The following is an 18,103-nucleotide window of genomic DNA, read 5'->3' on the forward strand; positions in this document are numbered from 1 at the left end:
AGAAAGAAAATGGCAAAAGCAATTACAGACGCAACATTTGAAGCAGAAACAAAAGAAGGCTTGGTCTTGGTAGACTTTTGGGCAACCTGGTGTGGTCCATGTCGCATGCAAGCTCCTATTTTAGAAAAATTATCGGAAGAACTTTCGGAAGATGAGTTAAAAATCCTAAAAATGGATGTGGATGAAAATCCAGAAACAGCGCGTGCTTTCGGCATTATGTCCATTCCAACCTTGCTCTTTAAAAAAGATGGGCAGGTTGTTAAACAAGTAGCAGGAGTGCATACCGCAGCACAAATTAAGGCCATTGTGGCAGAGTTGAGTTAAAAAGCAAAAAAGCTAAAGAGGAATGAACCTTCTTTAGCTTTTTTTGAATCTTATTCTCCCAATTCTGCACTGTAAGCAATAATTTGATCGACAGTGTCTGAAAGGAATTGGATGGTATCGCGGAGTGGTTTGTCAGTCGAGATATCTGCTCCGATAATCATAGCTGACTCAAGTGGGGTCTTGCTGCCACCTGATTTAAGGAGGTCTAGCCAATCTTTAGCTCCGTTTTCGGAGTTTTTCAAATGCAAGTATCCCGCTGTTGAGATAACCAAGCCAGCTGAGTAGGTATAGCTGTAAAGCCCCATGTAGTAGTGGCTTTGGCGCATCCAGGTCAAGGCTGCATCGTCATCGATTTCAACGGCATCTCCCCAGAACTCTGTCAAGACTTCCTTCATGATGCTATTGAGTTTGCTAGCGCCGAAGGTTCCACCTTCTTCAATCAGGGTGTAGACCTTGCGTTGGAAGGCTGCTTCCAACAAGTGGGTGATGAAGTTGTGGAAGTAGGTGTCTGTCAAACGGTGAGCCAAGGCAAAGCGTTTTTGACGAGGGTCGTCAAACTGGTGTTCCAAATAGTCGCTGAGGAGGAGCTCGTTAAAGGTAGAAGGAGCTTCCACATAGTAGGTCGACATGTGGGCGTTGAAGTAGCTTTGGTTGTTGTCTGAGAAGATAAATTGACCAGAGTGTCCAATTTCGTGGATCAGGGTATAAACATCGCTCATCCGTCCTGTCCAACTCATCAGGACATAAGGATGGACGCGGTATGGATCGGCCGCATAACCACCAGAATCCTTACCTTCATTGGCTGCGAAATCAACCCAGCGTTCGGTTTGGTAGCGGGCAATTTCGCGGGAGTATTCTTCCCCAAGAGGTGCCACAGATTTCATGACCAAATCATAAGCGTCATCAATGGTGACATCTGGGTTGAGTGCGCTGTCCAAATCCAACTTCCAATCAGCAAAGGTCATTTTTTCAAGGCCGTTGACCTTGGCCACGTGTTTGAGGAACTTTTGAGCGACCGGAGCGAAGTCCTTCATGATCAGGTCAATCTGACGGTCAAACATGGCACGATCCACTTCCTGCTCAGCTAAAAGATAGTCAAAGACAGAGTCGTAGCCCCGCATATCTGCAATCAGTTTTTCTGATTTGACTTGGGCTAGATAGGTAGCAGCAGCCGTGTTTTGGTGCTTGCGGAGACCTTCTGAGAAAGAACGAAAGGCTTTTTCACGGATTTCCGCATTCTCATGATTTTGGTAGAAGTTTTCATAGGTAACAAAGCTATTCTTGTAGACTTTTCCATCCACTTCGAAATCAGCCATTTCAAAGTCGCCTGCCCGCATCTTGGTATAGATGTCTTGTGGTCCGTAGAAGACTTCACCCAGGTTGGTCAAGGTCTTTTCCACATCAGCTCCCAAGTAGTGAGCTTTCTTGATTTTGGCTTGGCGAATGGCAAAAGTGAGATGAGGAAGTTGTCCCAGGCGTTCGAGGACATCTTCATCTGCTTCGACCAAAGCATCATCAAAGAAGGAAAGTTCGACGCTGGCCCAAGTTTCGAAATCCATCCCTGCTTGGGCAATCTCTGCGAAAGCTTCGTCGCCAAAGTCAGTCGTTTGGGGCATAAAGCTATAGTTGCCAATGTGGCTGAGTTGAATCTGAATCTGTTCAAAGATGGCAAAGGCAGCTTCGAAGTCTTCAAAGGTGTGGAGGTTACCCTTGTAGTTACGGACAAATTCATTGATTTCTTCACGTGTTTTTTCAATGGCACGCAAGAAGTCTTCCTGGTCTTGGTAGAGGGCTGTGAGGTCCCAGAGTTCGTTCTCAGGAAATTCAGAACGTTTTTTTAATTCCATAATGTTCTCCTTTTGATCGGTATTCTTCCTTAAGTATAGCAGAAAATAGGACAGAAACATAGAGGGAGAGGGGAAAATGCTTGTTTGAAAATCTTGAAAGAGCTGGAAAAATTGACCATTTTTGATATACTAGGATAGAAATGAGGAGGTTTTTATGAAAAAGGTTATGATTTCACTACTGGCGGGTGCGTCCGTTCTAGCTCTGGTGGCTTGTACGCCCAAACGCTATGAACGCCAAAGTAAACCAAAGACAGCAACGTCATCATCGGTTAAAAAAGAAAAGAAGGATACGGGTCAAAAGTATTATCAAGAGGTTTTGGAGCGGTATGCTAAGTATGATACAGCTCTTAAAAATGGCGATAAGTCAGGCCTGTTTGCGGAATTAGGTAAGATAAAATCTGGCTCAGAAGAAAGCATCTATCTAGATGCTTTGGAGCGCTTAGGAACTCCGGTAACCTTCCAATACGCTTTTACAGACTTGAACAAAGATGGTGTGGATGAGCTCTTGGTGTCCAATCAATACACTGGAAACAAACAGTATGTTTCTGCTATCTATTACCTCAAGGGTCAAAAAGCTGAATTGCTCCATACAGCTTATACAGCTGCGGTGGGTGGCTATCGCTCTAGTTTAGATGTTTTTGACAATGGGCAAATCGTCTATGCTACTTGGCAATCTGTGAATCCGGACCAGGATTTGACCCTTTATTCACTAGGAAAAGGAGAGGCCAAGGAAGAAAAGAAAGTAGCCATTCAAATTGGTGGGGACCAAACAGCAGAACAAGCTCTTGGGATGTCAGCCAAGAAGTTAGATCTCAGTAAGCTGGACTGGAAAACTTTTGAAGGTTCAGGGGATTCCAAATCAACAGCGAAAGCAGAAGAGAAAAAATCGGAAAGCTTCCAAGTGCAAGTCAGTGTGTCGGATCTCCGTATTCGAAAAGAGCCCTCAACCTCAGCTCCATCTGCAGGAATGATCGCAAAAGGAACCCACACCATTACGGAAACTGTAGAAGCGGAAGGTCATACTTGGGGCAAATTGGAATCTGGGCAAGGCTGGATCGCCCTTGACTATACAACGCGCGTGAATGGTTCTAAATCAGAAAGCTCAAGTAAGACAAGCAACAAAATGAACATTCAAGAAATTCAGAACGGTGATTTTTCAAGTATTGCAGGAACCTGGAGAAATGGGAAAGGTTGGACGCTAGTGTTTGATGGTGCTGGATCGCCAGATCAGGTTTTCCTGAATGGTGAAAATATGCTGGTCAATCGAATTCAACAAACAGATAATCACCTTAGTGGAGGATTCAGTAATCCTAAGTATAAGGTGGGTGGTGCAATTATAAGATTCATTCCAGCAGGAACTTCCCTACCTGTATACGTTGAACAAATAGCAGATCCTTCTGATATTGGAAAAGACCGTATTTGGACAGGTCAATCAGCAGGGTGGGAAGCAAGCGACTTCTTCTACCGTGTGGACTAAAGGAGTGGTACTATGAGAAAATTGATGATTTCACTACTGGCGGGTGTGTCTGTTCTATCTTTAGTAGCCTGTGCTCCGAAACGCTACGAGCGTAAGCATGCTCCAGTAGGAACTTCATCCATCAAGAAGTCCTCTGGTGAGACCCAAGAAAAAGAGCAGTCGCAAGAAGAAAAGTCAGATGAAAAGGACAAAGAAGCCATTGGGACCTTGTCAAAAGCAGACCAAGCGGACATCTATTCGATCATTGAAAACAGTGCGTCTTTGACCTATTCGCTTCAGGTACAACCGACTCGCTTGCTGGAGTTGAACAATGATCACGGTGCGGTTGATGGTTACCCACAAGACATGTTCATTGATTACTACAATACCTACACGCCTGGGACCTATAATCTGCAAGATGTCATTGATAAATTGAATGCAGAAGAGACATCGGACTCTATCCGCAGTCTTTCACAAGACCAGCTGATCCAACTAACAAATGAAAAGAAAAATGGCTGGATCTATTCGACAAAAGACAAGGCCTTCTACGAAATTGTACCTGGTGGTCGTGGCGGAGCGATGCCACCGATGGAGATTCCTTCGCCGGATGAATGGGTAGTCAATGAAGATTCAGTTGAAGTGACAACAACTATCCAAGGTACTTCCGATCCATACAGACGTTTTGTCTTGAAACGTAACAACAAGAACTACAAGGGTGGAACCCATAAAACACGCTTTTATGTCGACAGCACTGAATTCGTGAAATCGTTAAAATAATCAAAAGCTATATCTAGCTCTAAAATTTTTATATAGAACTTGCTGAAGATTCACAGAAAAAGGCCCTCAAAGCCTTTTTCTTTTGGGCTTGAATATGTTAAAATAAAAGGTATACGTGCTTGGATACAAAGATGAGGATATAACAAATAGATGGGCTGCGTCAATAGAATGCTATCATGCGTAATTGAACCCGCCTACAACTCTGTGGAAAAAGATAAATCTACCTAGGAGCGTTCGCTCCGTCGTTCGATTTCCTATTTTCCTTTGAGTTGCTTAACGGCTTAGTATCTTGAGAATTGAACCCGGCCGAAAAGCCGTGTAAAAAAGATAAACTGTCTTGTCTTCATCGAAGACTGCGTCAGTTTCCTATTTTTACTTTGCTTTTGACGGCCTTAGTATCTTGATAGTTGAACACGGGCTAAATCCCTAGTGAAAAAGATAGATTTCCTAGTGTGCGTGGCACACTGCGTCAATCTCCTATTTTCATACGGGATTCTTCACGCCCTTTGTATCCTGATGAACTGAATTTTGGCCTCATTTCTTAGGAAAAAAGATAAGCTTCCTAGCACTCATCGAGTGCGGCGTCACCTTCCTATTTTTCTACAGAAATGTTCGGCAAGCCGAACCGTCCAAAATATCTTGATCTTTGTAGGCAAGTCGTATAATTTTATCAATCCAAAGGGGATTACAATGACAAAACAAGTGTTTCAAACGACTTTTGCGGGTCGTGAGTTAATCGTAGAGACTGGTCAGGTTGCTAAGCAAGCAAATGGCTCTGTTGTCGTGCGTTATGGGGAGTCAACTGTCTTGACGGCAGCTGTCATGTCTAAGAAGATGGCAACTGGGGATTTCTTCCCACTTCAAGTCAACTACGAAGAAAAAATGTATGCGGCTGGGAAATTTCCTGGTGGCTTTATGAAACGGGAAGGTCGTCCTTCTACTGATGCGACCTTGACAGCGCGTTTGATTGACCGTCCAATCCGTCCTATGTTTGCGGAAGGTTTCCGTAACGAAGTGCAAGTCATCAACACAGTCCTTTCTTACGATGAAAATGCATCTGCCCCAATGGCAGCCATGTTTGGTTCATCATTGGCTCTTTCTATCTCAGATATTCCGTTTGACGGACCAATCGCTGGGGTACAAGTGGGTTATGTCGATGGGGAAATCATCATCAACCCAACGCAAGAACAAGCCGAGCGCTCTCTTCTTGAATTGACAGTAGCCGGTACGAAACACGCCATCAACATGGTAGAGTCTGGTGCCAAAGAATTGTCAGAAGAAATCATGTTGGAAGCTCTTCTCAAAGGGCACGAAGCCGTGAAAGAATTGATTGCCTTCCAAGAAGAAATCGTTGCGGCAGTTGGGAAAGAAAAAGCAGAAGTTGAATTACTTCATGTAGATGCTGACTTGCAGGCTGAAATCATCGCAGCCTACAACAGTGACCTTCAAAAAGCGGTTCAAGTTGAAGAAAAATTGGCGCGTGAAGCTGCGACTCAAGCAGTCAAAGACCAAGTCACAGCTGTTTACGAAGAAAAATATGCCGACCACGAAGAGTTTGATCGCATCATGCGGGATGTGGCTGAAATCTTGGAACAAATGGAACACGCAGAAGTGCGCCGTTTAATCACAGAAGACAAGGTTCGTCCGGATGGTCGTAAGGTCGATGAAATCCGTCCTTTGGATGCACAAGTCGACTACCTTCCTCGCGTACACGGTTCTGGACTCTTTACACGTGGACAAACGCAAGCCCTTTCTGTCTTGACCTTGGCACCAATGGGTGAAACGCAAATCATTGATGGTTTGGATCCTGAGTACAAGAAACGCTTTATGCACCACTACAACTTCCCACAATACTCTGTAGGGGAAACAGGGCGTTACGGTGCGCCTGGTCGTCGTGAAATTGGTCACGGTGCTCTCGGTGAGCGTGCCCTTGCTCAAGTATTGCCAAGCTTAGAAGAATTCCCATATGCCATCCGTCTAGTAGCAGAAGTATTGGAATCAAATGGTTCTTCATCTCAAGCCTCTATCTGCGCGGGAACACTTGCCCTGATGGCTGGTGGTGTGCCAATCAAGGCGCCAGTAGCTGGGATTGCCATGGGTCTGATCTCAGATGGAAACAACTACACCGTATTGACAGATATCCAAGGTTTGGAAGACCACTTTGGAGACATGGACTTCAAGGTAGCTGGTACGCGTGACGGGATTACAGCCCTTCAAATGGATATCAAGATCCAAGGGATCACTGCAGAAATCTTGACTGAAGCACTTGCTCAAGCCAAGAAAGCTCGTTTTGAAATCCTTGATGTCATTGAAGCAACCATTCCAGAAGTTCGTCCAGAATTGGCTCCAACTGCTCCGAAAATTGATACCATCAAGATTGATGTCGACAAGATCAAGATTGTCATCGGTAAGGGTGGAGAAACCATCGATAAGATCATCGCTGAAACAGGCGTTAAGATTGATATCGACGAAGAAGGAAACGTATCTATCTACTCGAGCGACCAAGATGCCATTAACCGTGCTAAGGAAATCATTGCTGGTTTGGTGCGTGAAGCCAAAGTGGATGAAGTCTACCATGCCAAAGTGGTTCGGATCGAGAAATTCGGAGCCTTTGTCAACCTCTTTGACAAGACGGATGCCCTCGTTCACATTTCTGAAATGGCTTGGACTCGTACCAACCGTGTTGAAGACTTGGTAGCGATCGGCGATGAAGTGGATGTCAAGATTATCAAGATTGATGAAAAAGGTCGTGTCGATGCTTCTATGAAGGCACTCTTACCACGTCCGCCAAAACCTGAACATACAGAAGAAAAAGGTGAAAAGGGTCCTCGCCATGGTGATCGTCCTCGTCACCACAATAAAGACCACAAACCTAAAAAAGACTTTACCATTACACAAAAAGATTCAGAATAATCATTAGAAAAGGAGGAGCACGGTATGGGATGGTGGCGTGAAACCATCAATATTGTAAAAGAAAATGACCCAGCAGCGCGTACCTCGCTGGAGGTCCTTTTGACCTATCCGGGCGTCAAAGCACTGGCAGCTCACCGTGTTTCCCACTTTTTGTGGAACCATGGTTTTAAGCTCTTGGCGCGGATGCACAGCCAATTCTGGCGTTTTTGGACCCAGATTGAGATCCATCCAGGTGCGACCATTGCTTCTGGTGTCTTTATCGACCATGGAGCGGGCCTCGTTATCGGGGAAACAGCCATTGTTGAAAAAGGCGTTATGCTCTACCACGGGGTGACCCTTGGGGGAACAGGAAAGGATGTCGGCAAACGCCATCCAACGGTTCGTGAGGGAGCCTTGGTCTCCGCCCATGCCCAAGTCATCGGCCCGGTGGAAATCGGAGCAAAAGCCAAAGTAGGAGCAGGGGCTGTCGTCGTCTCAGATGTACCAAGTGATGTGACCGTTGTCGGTGTTCCTGCCAAGATCGTGCGGGTGCACGGTCGAAAAGATGAACCGGTCATTCACCAAGAAGAAGAAAAACGCGAATACTACATGAACAAGCTGGAGCATGCCAAGGAAGCTAGCCATCGGTCTTCGAGCTTGTAAGGAGATCGCTACGTGATTCAATCAACCAATACATTGAATGACCACCAACTACTGGAAGCAAAGGCCCTTATTGCAGTCTGTCAGAACTATGACGGAACGTTTCGGGATCCTTATCTCTCCAATATGCTCAATTTTGATCCCGATATGCCGGCCTTTTTCCTTTATTACGAAAAAGGTGAACTTGTTGGCCTATTAACCGTCTATGCGGATGACCCAGATGTGGAAGTAGCGATCCTGGTCCACCCTAATCACCGTCGTCAGGGAATTGCGCGTGCTTTGTATGGAAGTTTTGAGAAAGAAACGGCATCTTATCCAATTGAGTCTGTGACTTTTCAGACAGAGCGTATTTTTCTAGAGAATCATCCTGATTTTGCCAGCAATTGGGGACTGGTTGAGGATGGCGAAACAGAAACCTGGTTAGGACGTGATCGAACCGCTTATGCATTAGATTCCCGTTCGGATGTCGATGTGCTCTTGGCGGAACCTTCTTATCTTGAAGCCATTGCCCAGCTCCACCACCAAACCTTCTCAGATGAAGTGGAAGCACCGGAAGTGAGCCACAGATATATTTCGGAGGCCTTGAAGGATCCTGATAGTCTGCTGTACATATTACTCAAAGAAGGTCAAGTGATTGGCGTTTGTACGGTGGATGTATCTGGAAAATGCAATTACCTTTATGGGCTTGCGATTGCTGAAGTCTATCGTGGGCAAGGTTACGGAAGCTATCTAGCCAAATCCCTCGTCAACCAACTCATTGAGCAAAACGATAAGGAATTTCAGATTGCCGTGGAAGACAGCAATGTAGGTGCCAAACGCTTGTATGAAAAGATTGGCTTTGTCAAACAGACTCAGGTGGTTTACTTGAAGCCAAAAGAGTAGAAACAGAAAGGAAATGAAGCGTGTTAAAAATTTATGATACTATGTCTCGTGATTTGCGAGAATTTATCCCCATCGAGGAAGGAAAGGTTCGCATGTATGTTTGTGGGCCAACGGTTTACAACTATATCCACGTAGGGAATGCCCGCTCAACGGTGGCCTTTGACACGATTCGTCGCTACTTTGAGTATCGTGGCTACGAAGTTGCCTACATTTCCAACTTTACAGATGTGGATGATAAGATCATCAACCGTGCCAAAGAAGAAGGCATTACGCCACAGGAAGTGGCAGACAAGTATATTGCGGCCTTCCGTGAGGATGTGACGGCTCTTGGAGTGAAACCTGCAACCCGCCACCCTCGTGTGGTCGAGTTTATGGATGACATCATCCGGTTTGTCGCTGACTTGATCGAAAAAGGCTATGCCTACGAGAGCCAAGGCGATGTCTATTTCCGTGTGGAAAAATCCCACAACTATGCAAAATTAGCCAATAAAACCTTGGGAGACTTGGAGCTAGGCGCTTCTGGTCGGACAGATGAGGAAACAGCTCGCAAGGAAAATCCAGTCGACTTTGCCCTCTGGAAAGCTGCCAAACCAGGAGAGATTTCTTGGGACAGCCCTTGGGGACCTGGTCGTCCTGGTTGGCACATCGAGTGTTCGGTCATGTCGACGGGAATTTTAGGGGATACTATTGATATCCACGGTGGTGGAGCCGACCTTGAGTTTCCACACCATACTAATGAAATTGCCCAGTCTGAAGCTAAAACAGGTAAGACTTTTGCCAACTACTGGATGCACAATGGCTTTGTCAATATTGATAATGTCAAGATGTCCAAGTCCTTAGGCAACTTTATCACCGTGCATGATGCATTGAAGACTATCGACGGCCAAGTGCTTCGCTTCTTCTTTGCGACCCAGCACTACCGCAAACCCATTAACTTCACCGAAAAAGCGGTGCGCGATGCGGAAACCAACCTCAAGTATTTAAAAAATACCTATGAGCAACCGTTCACAGGAGAAGTGGATCCAGCAGAATTGCAAGGCTTTGTGGACAAGTTTATCGCGGCTATGGATGAAGATATCAATGCGGCAAACGGCATCACTGTCGTCTTTGAATTGGCTAAATGGATCAATTCAGGTCACTACAATCAAGACGTCAAGGATGCCTTGACCAAGATGTTAGAAGTCTTTGGAGTGGTCTTTGTCGAAGAAGTCTTGGATGCAGATATTGAAGCCTTGATCGCTGAACGTCAGGAAGCGCGGGCTAAGAAAGATTTTGCGCGAGCAGATGCCATTCGCGATGAATTGGCTGCACAAGGAATCAAGCTCTTGGATACAAAAGAAGGTGTAAGGTGGACACGTGATTGATGTCAATCTAATCAATGGGATTGCCCTTGCCTTTGAGGGAGATGCAGTCTATTCCATGTATATTCGCAGACACCTGATTTTTCAAGGGATGACCAAGCCCAATAAGCTTCACCAGGCTGCCACCCGCTATGTCTCTGCTAGAGCTCAGGCTAGCTTGATTGAAAGCATGCTGGAGCAAGAAATTCTGACAGAAAAAGAGTTGGAGATCTACAAGCGCGGTCGTAATACCAATAGCCATACAAAGGCCAAAAATGCGGATGTCGTGACTTATCGTATGTCGACAGGCTTTGAAGCCGTCATGGGCTATCTTCATATGACGGGTGAGCTTGCTCGTTTAGAAGAATTGATTAACTGGTGCATCCAGCAAGTAGAAGAAGGAAGAAAGCAGTGAAAAATATCAGAGAGTGGTTTCCTCATGCAGAGGTGACGGATCAAGCTCATCCACCAGCTGGTTATGTAGCGATACCCCTTCAGGCTCATCAATGGCTGCTACTGAAGGAAGAAGAGTTAACCGAGCGAGAAAAACAATTGATTTCCTTGTTGGGCGGTGAAGAAGAGGTTGCCCCCAATCCTTGGTACCAATACCTGATCGATGGAAAGGGAGAAGCCCCTCAGGTCATCAAAAAAATGCAGCTCGTCTATTGCCACATTTCGCACTCAACAGCGGAAGGGATGGCTTCTTGGTTAGAGATGATGCAGACACTCTTGCCCAACTTCCGAGCAACCTTGCAACTGAGTGGACAGGACTACGTGCTCATTCTGGACCAAGACCAGTCTTTGCCTGTGGCCGATATCTTAAAAGATACGGTCTCTGCTATGGAATATGACTTCAATATTCGTTTATCTATCCTGGTCGGGCAAGTATGGACCGAGTCAAAAGAAGGAAAAGTGGCTCCGGTTATCCGAGCAGAACAGGCGGTTTTTCGAGCTTGGATCCGAGAAGGGCATCAAGGCGTCTATCGCTTTTCCCAACTCTATCTGTGGGGGATCGAGCAGGCAGGTCTGGATCTTACCCCGATCAAAGCAAGCTTGCATCAGTTGATTGAAAGTCAAGATCAATTGCAAGACATCATTGTCGCTCTTTGGGAAAATGGGGCAGTCGTGACCAAGGCGGCCCAGCAACTCTATCTCCATCGCAATTCGCTCCAATACAAGATTGATAAGTGGGAAGAGCTAACGGGTCTCCAGTTGAAAAATCTGACAGATCTGGCTCTTTGCTACCATTTAGTCTTGCAAGATGTCATTTAAACGGAATCAATCGAGAGTTTTGTGCAACTTGCACAAAACTCTTTTTCTTTTTTGTGAGACTTGCCATAGATTTGTAAAACGTTTTCATTTACAATAGAACTATAAAAATCAAAGGAGTACCATCATGGTAGAATTAAATCTTAAAAATATTTACAAAAAATATCCAAACAGCGAACACTACTCAGTTGAAGACTTCAACTTGGACATCAAAGACAAAGAGTTTATCGTTTTCGTAGGTCCTTCAGGATGTGGTAAATCAACAACTCTTCGTATGATCGCTGGTCTTGAAGATATCACAGAAGGTGAATGTTCCATCGATGGTACTGTTGTAAATAACGTAGCGCCTAAAGACCGTGACATCGCCATGGTATTCCAAAACTACGCTCTTTACCCACACATGACTGTATACGATAACATGGCATTTGGTTTGAAATTGCGTAAATACAGCAAGGAAGATATCGACAAACGTGTACAAGAAGCAGCTGAAATCCTTGGCTTGAAAGAATTCTTGGATCGTAAACCAGCTGACCTTTCAGGTGGTCAACGTCAACGTGTTGCCATGGGACGTGCCATTGTCCGTGATGCAAAAGTATTCTTGATGGACGAACCTTTGTCAAACTTGGATGCTAAACTTCGTGTATCCATGCGTGCTGAAATCGCGAAAATTCACCGTCGTATCGGAGCTACAACGATCTATGTAACCCACGACCAAACAGAAGCGATGACATTGGCTGACCGTATCGTTATCATGTCTGCTACTAAAAACCCTGCAGGTACTGGTACAATCGGACGTGTAGAACAAATCGGAACTCCTCAAGAAGTATACAAAAACCCAGTGAACAAATTCGTAGCTGGATTCATCGGAAGCCCTGCGATGAACTTCATTAACGTGAAATTGGAAGGTGGACACATCGTTGCTAATGGATTGAATTTGAAAGTTCCAGAAGGTGCTTTGAAAGTCTTGAAAGAAAAAGGCTATGATGGTAAAGAATTGATCTTTGGTATCCGTCCAGAAGACGTGAATACAGAAGCTGCATTCCTTGAAACTTTCCCAGAATCAGTTGTGAAAGCTACGATCTCTGTGTCTGAGTTGCTCGGTTCAGAATCTCACTTGTACTGCCAAGTTGGTGACAACGAATTCATCGCTAAAGTAGATGCACGTGACTACCTTGGAACTGGTGAAACCATCGAACTTGGATTTGACTTGAACAAAGCTCACTTCTTCGACAAAGAAACTGAAAAAACAGTATACTAATACCTACTGAAACTGTAGAGACTGAGACGATATGTCTCGGTCTCTTTCATTTTAAGGAGACAAAACATGGAAAAAGACTGGTGGAAGGGAAAGGTCGCTTATCAGATCTACCCCAAAAGCTTCAAAGACAGCAATGGAGATGGTGTTGGGGATTTGAAAGGAATCACGGAGAAACTAGATTACCTTCAAGACTTAGGGATTGATATTCTCTGGTTATCTCCTATTTACAAGAGTCCTTTTATTGACCAGGGTTATGATATTTCCAACTATTATGCCATTGACCCAATTTTTGGAACCATGGAAGATATGGAAGAGCTGATCGCGGAAGGCAAGAAGCGGGGCATTTCCATCATTATGGACCTGGTGGTTAACCACTGCTCCAGTCATCACGAGTGGTTCCAAAAAGCTTTAGCGGATCCAGATGGACCTTATGCGGACTACTTTTATTTCATCGAAAGTGACAAGGAACCCAACAACTGGGAAAGTTACTTTGGAGGCAGTGTCTGGGAACCAGTTCCTGGCACCAACAAATACTATCTCCATTCTTTCCACAAGGATCAGCCGGATCTCAATTGGCAAAATCCTGTCTTACGCGAAGAGATTTACAAGATGATCAATTGGTGGTTGGACAAGGGAATCGCTGGCTTCCGGATTGACGCCATTATCAACATTAAAAAAGATTTAGAATGGCGTTCGCTTCCGTCCGATCGTGACAATGGCCTGGTTCCAGTGCCGGAATCGCTGGTCAATGCCCAACCGATTGAACCTTTCCTGCGAGAGTTAAAGGAGCGAACTTTCGCCAAGTACAATGCCTTCACTGTAGGGGAAGTTTTCAATGAAACCGATGAAGAATTGCACTTCTTTATTGGAAAAGATGGTGTCTTCTCTTCCATCTTTGACTTCAAACAAACCATGCTGGGTCAGGAAGGAAAAGGCTGGTTCGACCATGCTCTTCCAACTGCAGATGAACTCAAGGAAAGTATTTTCCAAGCCCATGAGCGCGCGGATAGCATTGGGGTTCTTTCGACCATTATCGAGAATCACGACGAGCCTCGTGGGGTGTCCCATTATATTGCGGAAGGTCCAGTAAACGATACCAGTAAAAAAGCTCTGGGAACTATTCAGGTTTTGCGTAAGGGAATTCCTTTTATCTACCAAGGCCAAGAAATTGGGATGGAAAACCAAGTCTTTGAATCGGTGGAGGACTTTGATGATATCGCGACCATCAATGGCTACCACGTCGCGAAAGAAGCTGGTTTAAGCGAGGAAGAAGCCTTGGCCGCGATTGCCAACTACAGCCGGGACAATGCGCGGACACCCATGCAATGGTCAGCAGAGCCAGGTCTGGGCTTTAGTGATGGACCAGCCTGGTTGATTAGTCCCAAACCAGATGTTGCCATTAATGTGGAAGATCAGGAAAAGGATCCCAATTCTATCTTGAATTATTACCGGCAGCTGACGGCCTTGTATCGCCATCCCCTCTATGGGAATACCATCCGGTTCGGAGATATGATCCCAGCGTATCGCGACCGTGAAAACATCATCGCCTTTGAACGCCGTGGGGACAAACGTCTCTTGGTTGTCAGCAATTTCCAAAATCGCCAGGCCACCTTGGAGTTACCAGCTCCGATTAAAACAGTCGTTTTAAATAATACAGCAGGATTATTCCAAGAAGGAGACCAAGTGCTCGAATTGACCCCTTACCAAACTGTTGTATTGGAATTGGTGGAATAAGGAGAAACTTTGCATCAGTATTAGAATTTAATGTAGAATAGTATTTTCATTAAATATTCTGGAGAAATTTATAAAAGTTTTCTATACTTTAGAATCAGTCAAGTATAAACTGAAACTTTCCGCCGTGAGAAAAGTGCTTGAAACATTATTGTTTCAAGCACTCGGGAGTTTTGGAACATTAGGTCCAAAACTAAGTCATGGAACTTCGAAGAAGTTCGCTGACGTCCGCACTCACCTAAGGAAAGTTTTGAAAGATAGTTTATCTTCAAAAAGAACCTTCGCATCTGCGAAGGTTCTTTTCATGTCATCCAAGTCTAAACCTGGAACTTACTCAACTTCTTTCTTTTTCAAGAGGAGGAAGCCTCCGCTAACGGCTAGCAAGAAGCCTGAAAGAACGAAGTGCGCGGTTGTGTCTTCTCCAGTTTGTGGCAATTGTGCCTTGGCTGGACTTTCTTGGAAGCTTTGTCCTACTTGGTAAGTCAAGGCTTGCACGCTTTCTTCATTTTTTGTTGTCATTTCTTTTTGTGGAAGGAGCACTTTAGGAGTATCCTTCTTGGCTAAGATTGGCTGTGGATTGCTTGTTTGGTTATGAATTGGAACCACCACTTGATCTGGTTCTTTAGCTGGAACGTAATCCATCAAGCTTGCCAACTTGCTGCCAAAGATCGCATTGGTTACCCAGCGGAAGAAGTGGACAGGGTGTTGACGGTTGGTTGGATTTCCTGCATAGACAAAGAGTGGTTGTCCCATCAGTTCCCCAGAGATGGCCATGACTTTGTTGGCCAGAACATCGTTATGTGGCCACCAACCTGCAATATAATAATCGCTCGGAGCGATGCTCATCAAGGTCTTGAAATGCTCTGGAACCTTTTCAATCCAGTTTCCTGAGTTGGAGTAGAAGAGGGTATTCTTCTTGTATCCGCTAGTCAATGGATCCTGGTCATCAATGATCGCTTTCATCAAGCCTTCGTAGTCACTACCGCCTTTTAATTTTTCAGCGTCAAATCCTGTAAGAACTCCTAATTTTTCCAATTTTTGCATGGCTTCCCCACCAATGACAAGGGTTGGTTTCTTGCCAAAAATGGAAGCGTCAAAGCGGTTGCTTTCCAAAATAACAACATCCGCTTCTTCTGGTGTATTGACGATTTGGAAGCCTAATTTTTCAAGGACCAGACTAGTATGAGCAGGCGCATCTACTCCAGCCCAATTATAGTGGTAGTTCGGAGAGTAGACCTTCATTGGTTTCAAGGTTGGGCCACTTGGCACCTTGTAGAGGGCATCACCATAAATGGCATAGTTTGGCAGGAGCGAAGCAAAGGTATCGCGGTCAACGATGTAGCCATCGTCTGTTAGGTAGACAGATTTTCCTTGTGCAATCGCCTGGTTAACAGCTTTAACGGCACTGGCTGAGGTGTTTGCGATCACATAGTAAGGAGCTTTTGGATCGATCTCAGAGGTACGAGTGGCGCGGGTGGTGGTGACTTCTCCTAATTTTCCGTTGAAAAGACCATCCGCAAAGACAGGTTCGGACTTGAACCCTCTCATATCTGGGAAGTTGACCAGCAACTCTGCGTACATAGCAGCCCAGGCAGATTCGTTGGAGCCCTTGTAGAGAATGTGGTTGGCATAGCCACGTTTGGCTTGGGCCATGTCAATGACTAAGTCCCCCTTTTTATAGTTGCCAATATCTTCTTTGAGTTCCTTAACGAGGACACCATTGCGTTTGAAGTAGTCGATCATATTGAAGGCTTCTTGGGCATCGTTGTCTTTGTCTAGGCTCATTGGGATGACGTAGTAGTCTGGGAAGAATTTCGGACGACCATTTTTCACACGTCCAACGATTTCCCCATTTGGGCCGACCAGTTCATTTTCAGCTTTTGGATCTTCGGTTTTATTGAGACCACGTAGGTAGAAGTTGAGACGCATCTCAAGGAGACGGTCCGGATCTTGGTTGAGGAAGTCAATTCCGCCTAGGACAGCGTTGCGACCTGCTTTGTAGGATTCTTCATTTCCTTCTGGAATTTCGATGGTATGGCCTAAGATACCATGGTAGACTGCATAAACCCCTGTATAGCCAGAGAAGGAGTCATCCCAGCCATCGCCCCAATCCAGTTTTGGAATGATGTAACTATCGTATTTGGAATTGGCAACTCCTGCCCGTCCCATATGATGGGCATTTTCTAGCATCAGGTCTGACAGAAGATCGTATTCGAAGTTCGGATCATGTGGTGGCGTTGCAGGTTCGATCAAGAATTCTTTGACAAAACCGTGTAAGTCGTAGAGAGCGATCGGATTCCATTTGTTGATCATTTGGATAACCGTGCGAACTTCAGGGTTGGTTTGGTAGCTGGCATCCCGGTTTGGATCGAGCCCGTTTGCTAGGGCCCGCAGGTTGAGAGCATCCCCATCTGGGTTTTCCGTGAAGTCAAATAAGAAAATGAATTTATTGAGCAAGCTTGGAATATCTAGCGTGACTGTTTTAGCATTTCCAGCTTCATCTGTGGTGTTAAAGGTCACCTTTTCCTTGGTCGCAAAGGTATTGAAGAGGCCTGTGATGATATCAATGCCTGGCTGTTCATCCGCGTGGGTGTTGTGGACTAAGACAGGTAATTTGTAATCCAAGGTCTTGTCTTTTAGTGCGGCCAGCATTTCGCTTGGCTTAGTCAAAGCTGTAGGGTTGGTACTAGACAGGTAGTGATCGATGCTGGCTTGGTCCTTGCTCACGATCCCCATCTTCATATCCCGGCCTTGGGCACTCTTTCCAAGAGTTTCCAGCTGCACTAAACGATCGGGTTTCGCTTCATCCTTGGATTTTTCGATGGCAACCAGCATTTCTTCATGTGTATGGTAGTCCTGATAAGGTCGAAAAACAAGGGTTTTATTGATGGTCACACCTAAGTCTGCATTGGTTCCGACCAGCTCATGATTGCCGATATAATTGCGGTAAGTTCGGCGGATATTATTTGGGCTACGAAGACTGAGATCTCCACCAAAGAGATCTTGCACGTCAATGTGGAGATCTAAATCATTTCCGTTAGCAGTCTCTGTGATGGTAAGGAATGGATCCTTGCTCAGTGTTCCTGTCTCCATATCCCAGGTTTTCCACTCAGAGAGAGGCTTATTGTCTAAGGTCCAGTTGATCTTGCCAGCAGCTTGAGCTTTTTCTTGGACTTTGTCATCAATCGTACTCTTTTCAGAGAGATAAATGGTGCTATCCGCCAATCGAGTCGCTTGGTCAGCGGTTGTTGTAGCACGGTTAGTGCTTGGACTAGCGGCTGGCGCAACTTCTGTAGTAGAAGTCCCATCAGAAGTCGCTGCTGTTTCTGCAGGACTAGCAGAAGTTACTTCTGTGGCTGTAGCGGGACTAGTCGTCTCGGCTGTCACAGGTTGCTCAGTAGCAGGTGTCGCTTCAAGGACCGTGCTTGGTTCCGCTTGAGGCGCTTCTAAGCTATCGGCTGAAGCTTGGCCATGACCGATAACGGAAAGCAAGACAGCCGCTGAGAGGCTGAGTGTTGTAGTGTACAAATGTTTCTTATACGAAGACTTCATATAGAAGACCCTCCTTAAAAAAGTTATTTTCCAGTTCTAGTATACCATTTTAGGAAAGCGTTTACAATAAAACCCTGAATAAAAAAGCCTTTGCATCTTGCAAGGGCTTCTTTGT

Annotated in this window: 13 protein-coding genes; 11 read left to right on the forward strand and 2 right to left on the reverse strand. The window is 45.3% G+C overall.

Annotation, left to right across the window (positions count from 1 at the left end; genetic code table 11):
• Window positions 1-9 precede the first annotated feature (9 nt).
• Window positions 10-324 (forward strand): thioredoxin, encoded by a 315-nt coding sequence (gene trxA, locus NML76_RS06750; RefSeq protein WP_003013593.1) that lies wholly within the window; start codon window positions 10-12, stop codon window positions 322-324.
• A 50-nt stretch (window positions 325-374) separates the two neighbouring features.
• Here trxA and pepF read toward each other — a convergent pair whose 3' ends face one another.
• Window positions 375-2,171 (reverse strand): oligoendopeptidase F, encoded by a 1,797-nt coding sequence (gene pepF, locus NML76_RS06755; protein ID WP_214255251.1) that lies wholly within the window; start codon window positions 2,169-2,171, stop codon window positions 375-377.
• A 154-nt stretch (window positions 2,172-2,325) separates the two neighbouring features.
• Between pepF and NML76_RS06760 the strand changes: the two genes are divergently transcribed.
• The 10 genes from NML76_RS06760 (at window position 2,326) to NML76_RS06805 (ending at window position 14,439) form a co-directional block, all read left to right on the forward strand.
• Complete coding sequence (locus NML76_RS06760) at window positions 2,326-3,648, forward strand: DUF6287 domain-containing protein (RefSeq protein ID WP_254733067.1); 1,323 nt, start codon at window positions 2,326-2,328, stop codon at window positions 3,646-3,648.
• A 12-nt stretch (window positions 3,649-3,660) separates the two neighbouring features.
• Window positions 3,661-4,404 (forward strand): hypothetical protein, encoded by a 744-nt coding sequence (locus NML76_RS06765; RefSeq protein WP_254733070.1) that lies wholly within the window; start codon window positions 3,661-3,663, stop codon window positions 4,402-4,404.
• Between the two features lie 690 nt (window positions 4,405-5,094).
• The gene (gene pnp, locus NML76_RS06770; RefSeq protein WP_254733073.1) at window positions 5,095-7,317 is read left to right on the forward strand and encodes a polyribonucleotide nucleotidyltransferase; all 2,223 of its coding nucleotides are present in this window, start codon (window positions 5,095-5,097) and stop codon (window positions 7,315-7,317) included.
• A gap of 24 nt (window positions 7,318-7,341) precedes the next feature.
• Complete coding sequence (gene cysE / locus NML76_RS06775) at window positions 7,342-7,959, forward strand: serine O-acetyltransferase (RefSeq protein WP_003018264.1); 618 nt, start codon at window positions 7,342-7,344, stop codon at window positions 7,957-7,959.
• A 12-nt stretch (window positions 7,960-7,971) separates the two neighbouring features.
• A complete protein-coding gene (locus tag NML76_RS06780) occupies window positions 7,972-8,838 on the forward strand; it encodes a GNAT family N-acetyltransferase (protein WP_254733075.1) in 867 nt (288 codons plus the stop codon).
• A 20-nt stretch (window positions 8,839-8,858) separates the two neighbouring features.
• A complete protein-coding gene (cysS, locus tag NML76_RS06785; protein WP_254733077.1) occupies window positions 8,859-10,202 on the forward strand; it encodes a cysteine--tRNA ligase in 1,344 nt (447 codons plus the stop codon).
• Complete coding sequence (locus NML76_RS06790; RefSeq protein ID WP_049503453.1) at window positions 10,195-10,593, forward strand: Mini-ribonuclease 3; 399 nt, start codon at window positions 10,195-10,197, stop codon at window positions 10,591-10,593. The genes cysS and NML76_RS06790 overlap by 8 nt, the downstream gene beginning before the upstream one ends.
• The gene (locus NML76_RS06795) at window positions 10,590-11,450 is read left to right on the forward strand and encodes a helix-turn-helix domain-containing protein (RefSeq protein ID WP_254733080.1); all 861 of its coding nucleotides are present in this window, start codon (window positions 10,590-10,592) and stop codon (window positions 11,448-11,450) included. The genes NML76_RS06790 and NML76_RS06795 overlap by 4 nt, the downstream gene beginning before the upstream one ends.
• 124 nt (window positions 11,451-11,574) lie before the next feature.
• Entirely contained in the window at window positions 11,575-12,705 is a 1,131-nt protein-coding gene (locus NML76_RS06800) for an ABC transporter ATP-binding protein (protein WP_021154414.1), read from the forward strand.
• Between the two features lie 66 nt (window positions 12,706-12,771).
• The gene (locus NML76_RS06805; RefSeq protein WP_254733083.1) at window positions 12,772-14,439 is read left to right on the forward strand and encodes an alpha-glucosidase; all 1,668 of its coding nucleotides are present in this window, start codon (window positions 12,772-12,774) and stop codon (window positions 14,437-14,439) included.
• Window positions 14,440-14,766: 327 nt separating this feature from the next.
• Here the strand turns inward: NML76_RS06805 and NML76_RS06810 are convergent, their stop codons facing one another.
• Window positions 14,767-17,988 (reverse strand): LPXTG-anchored zinc carboxypeptidase, encoded by a 3,222-nt coding sequence (locus NML76_RS06810; RefSeq protein ID WP_254733086.1) that lies wholly within the window; start codon window positions 17,986-17,988, stop codon window positions 14,767-14,769.
• Window positions 17,989-18,103: the final 115 nt, after the last annotated feature.

The sequence above is a fragment of the Streptococcus sp. CF8_Ac1-9 genome (assembly GCF_024295565.1).
In the GTDB taxonomy this organism is placed as follows: Bacteria; Bacillota; Bacilli; order Lactobacillales; family Streptococcaceae; genus Streptococcus; species Streptococcus parasanguinis_X.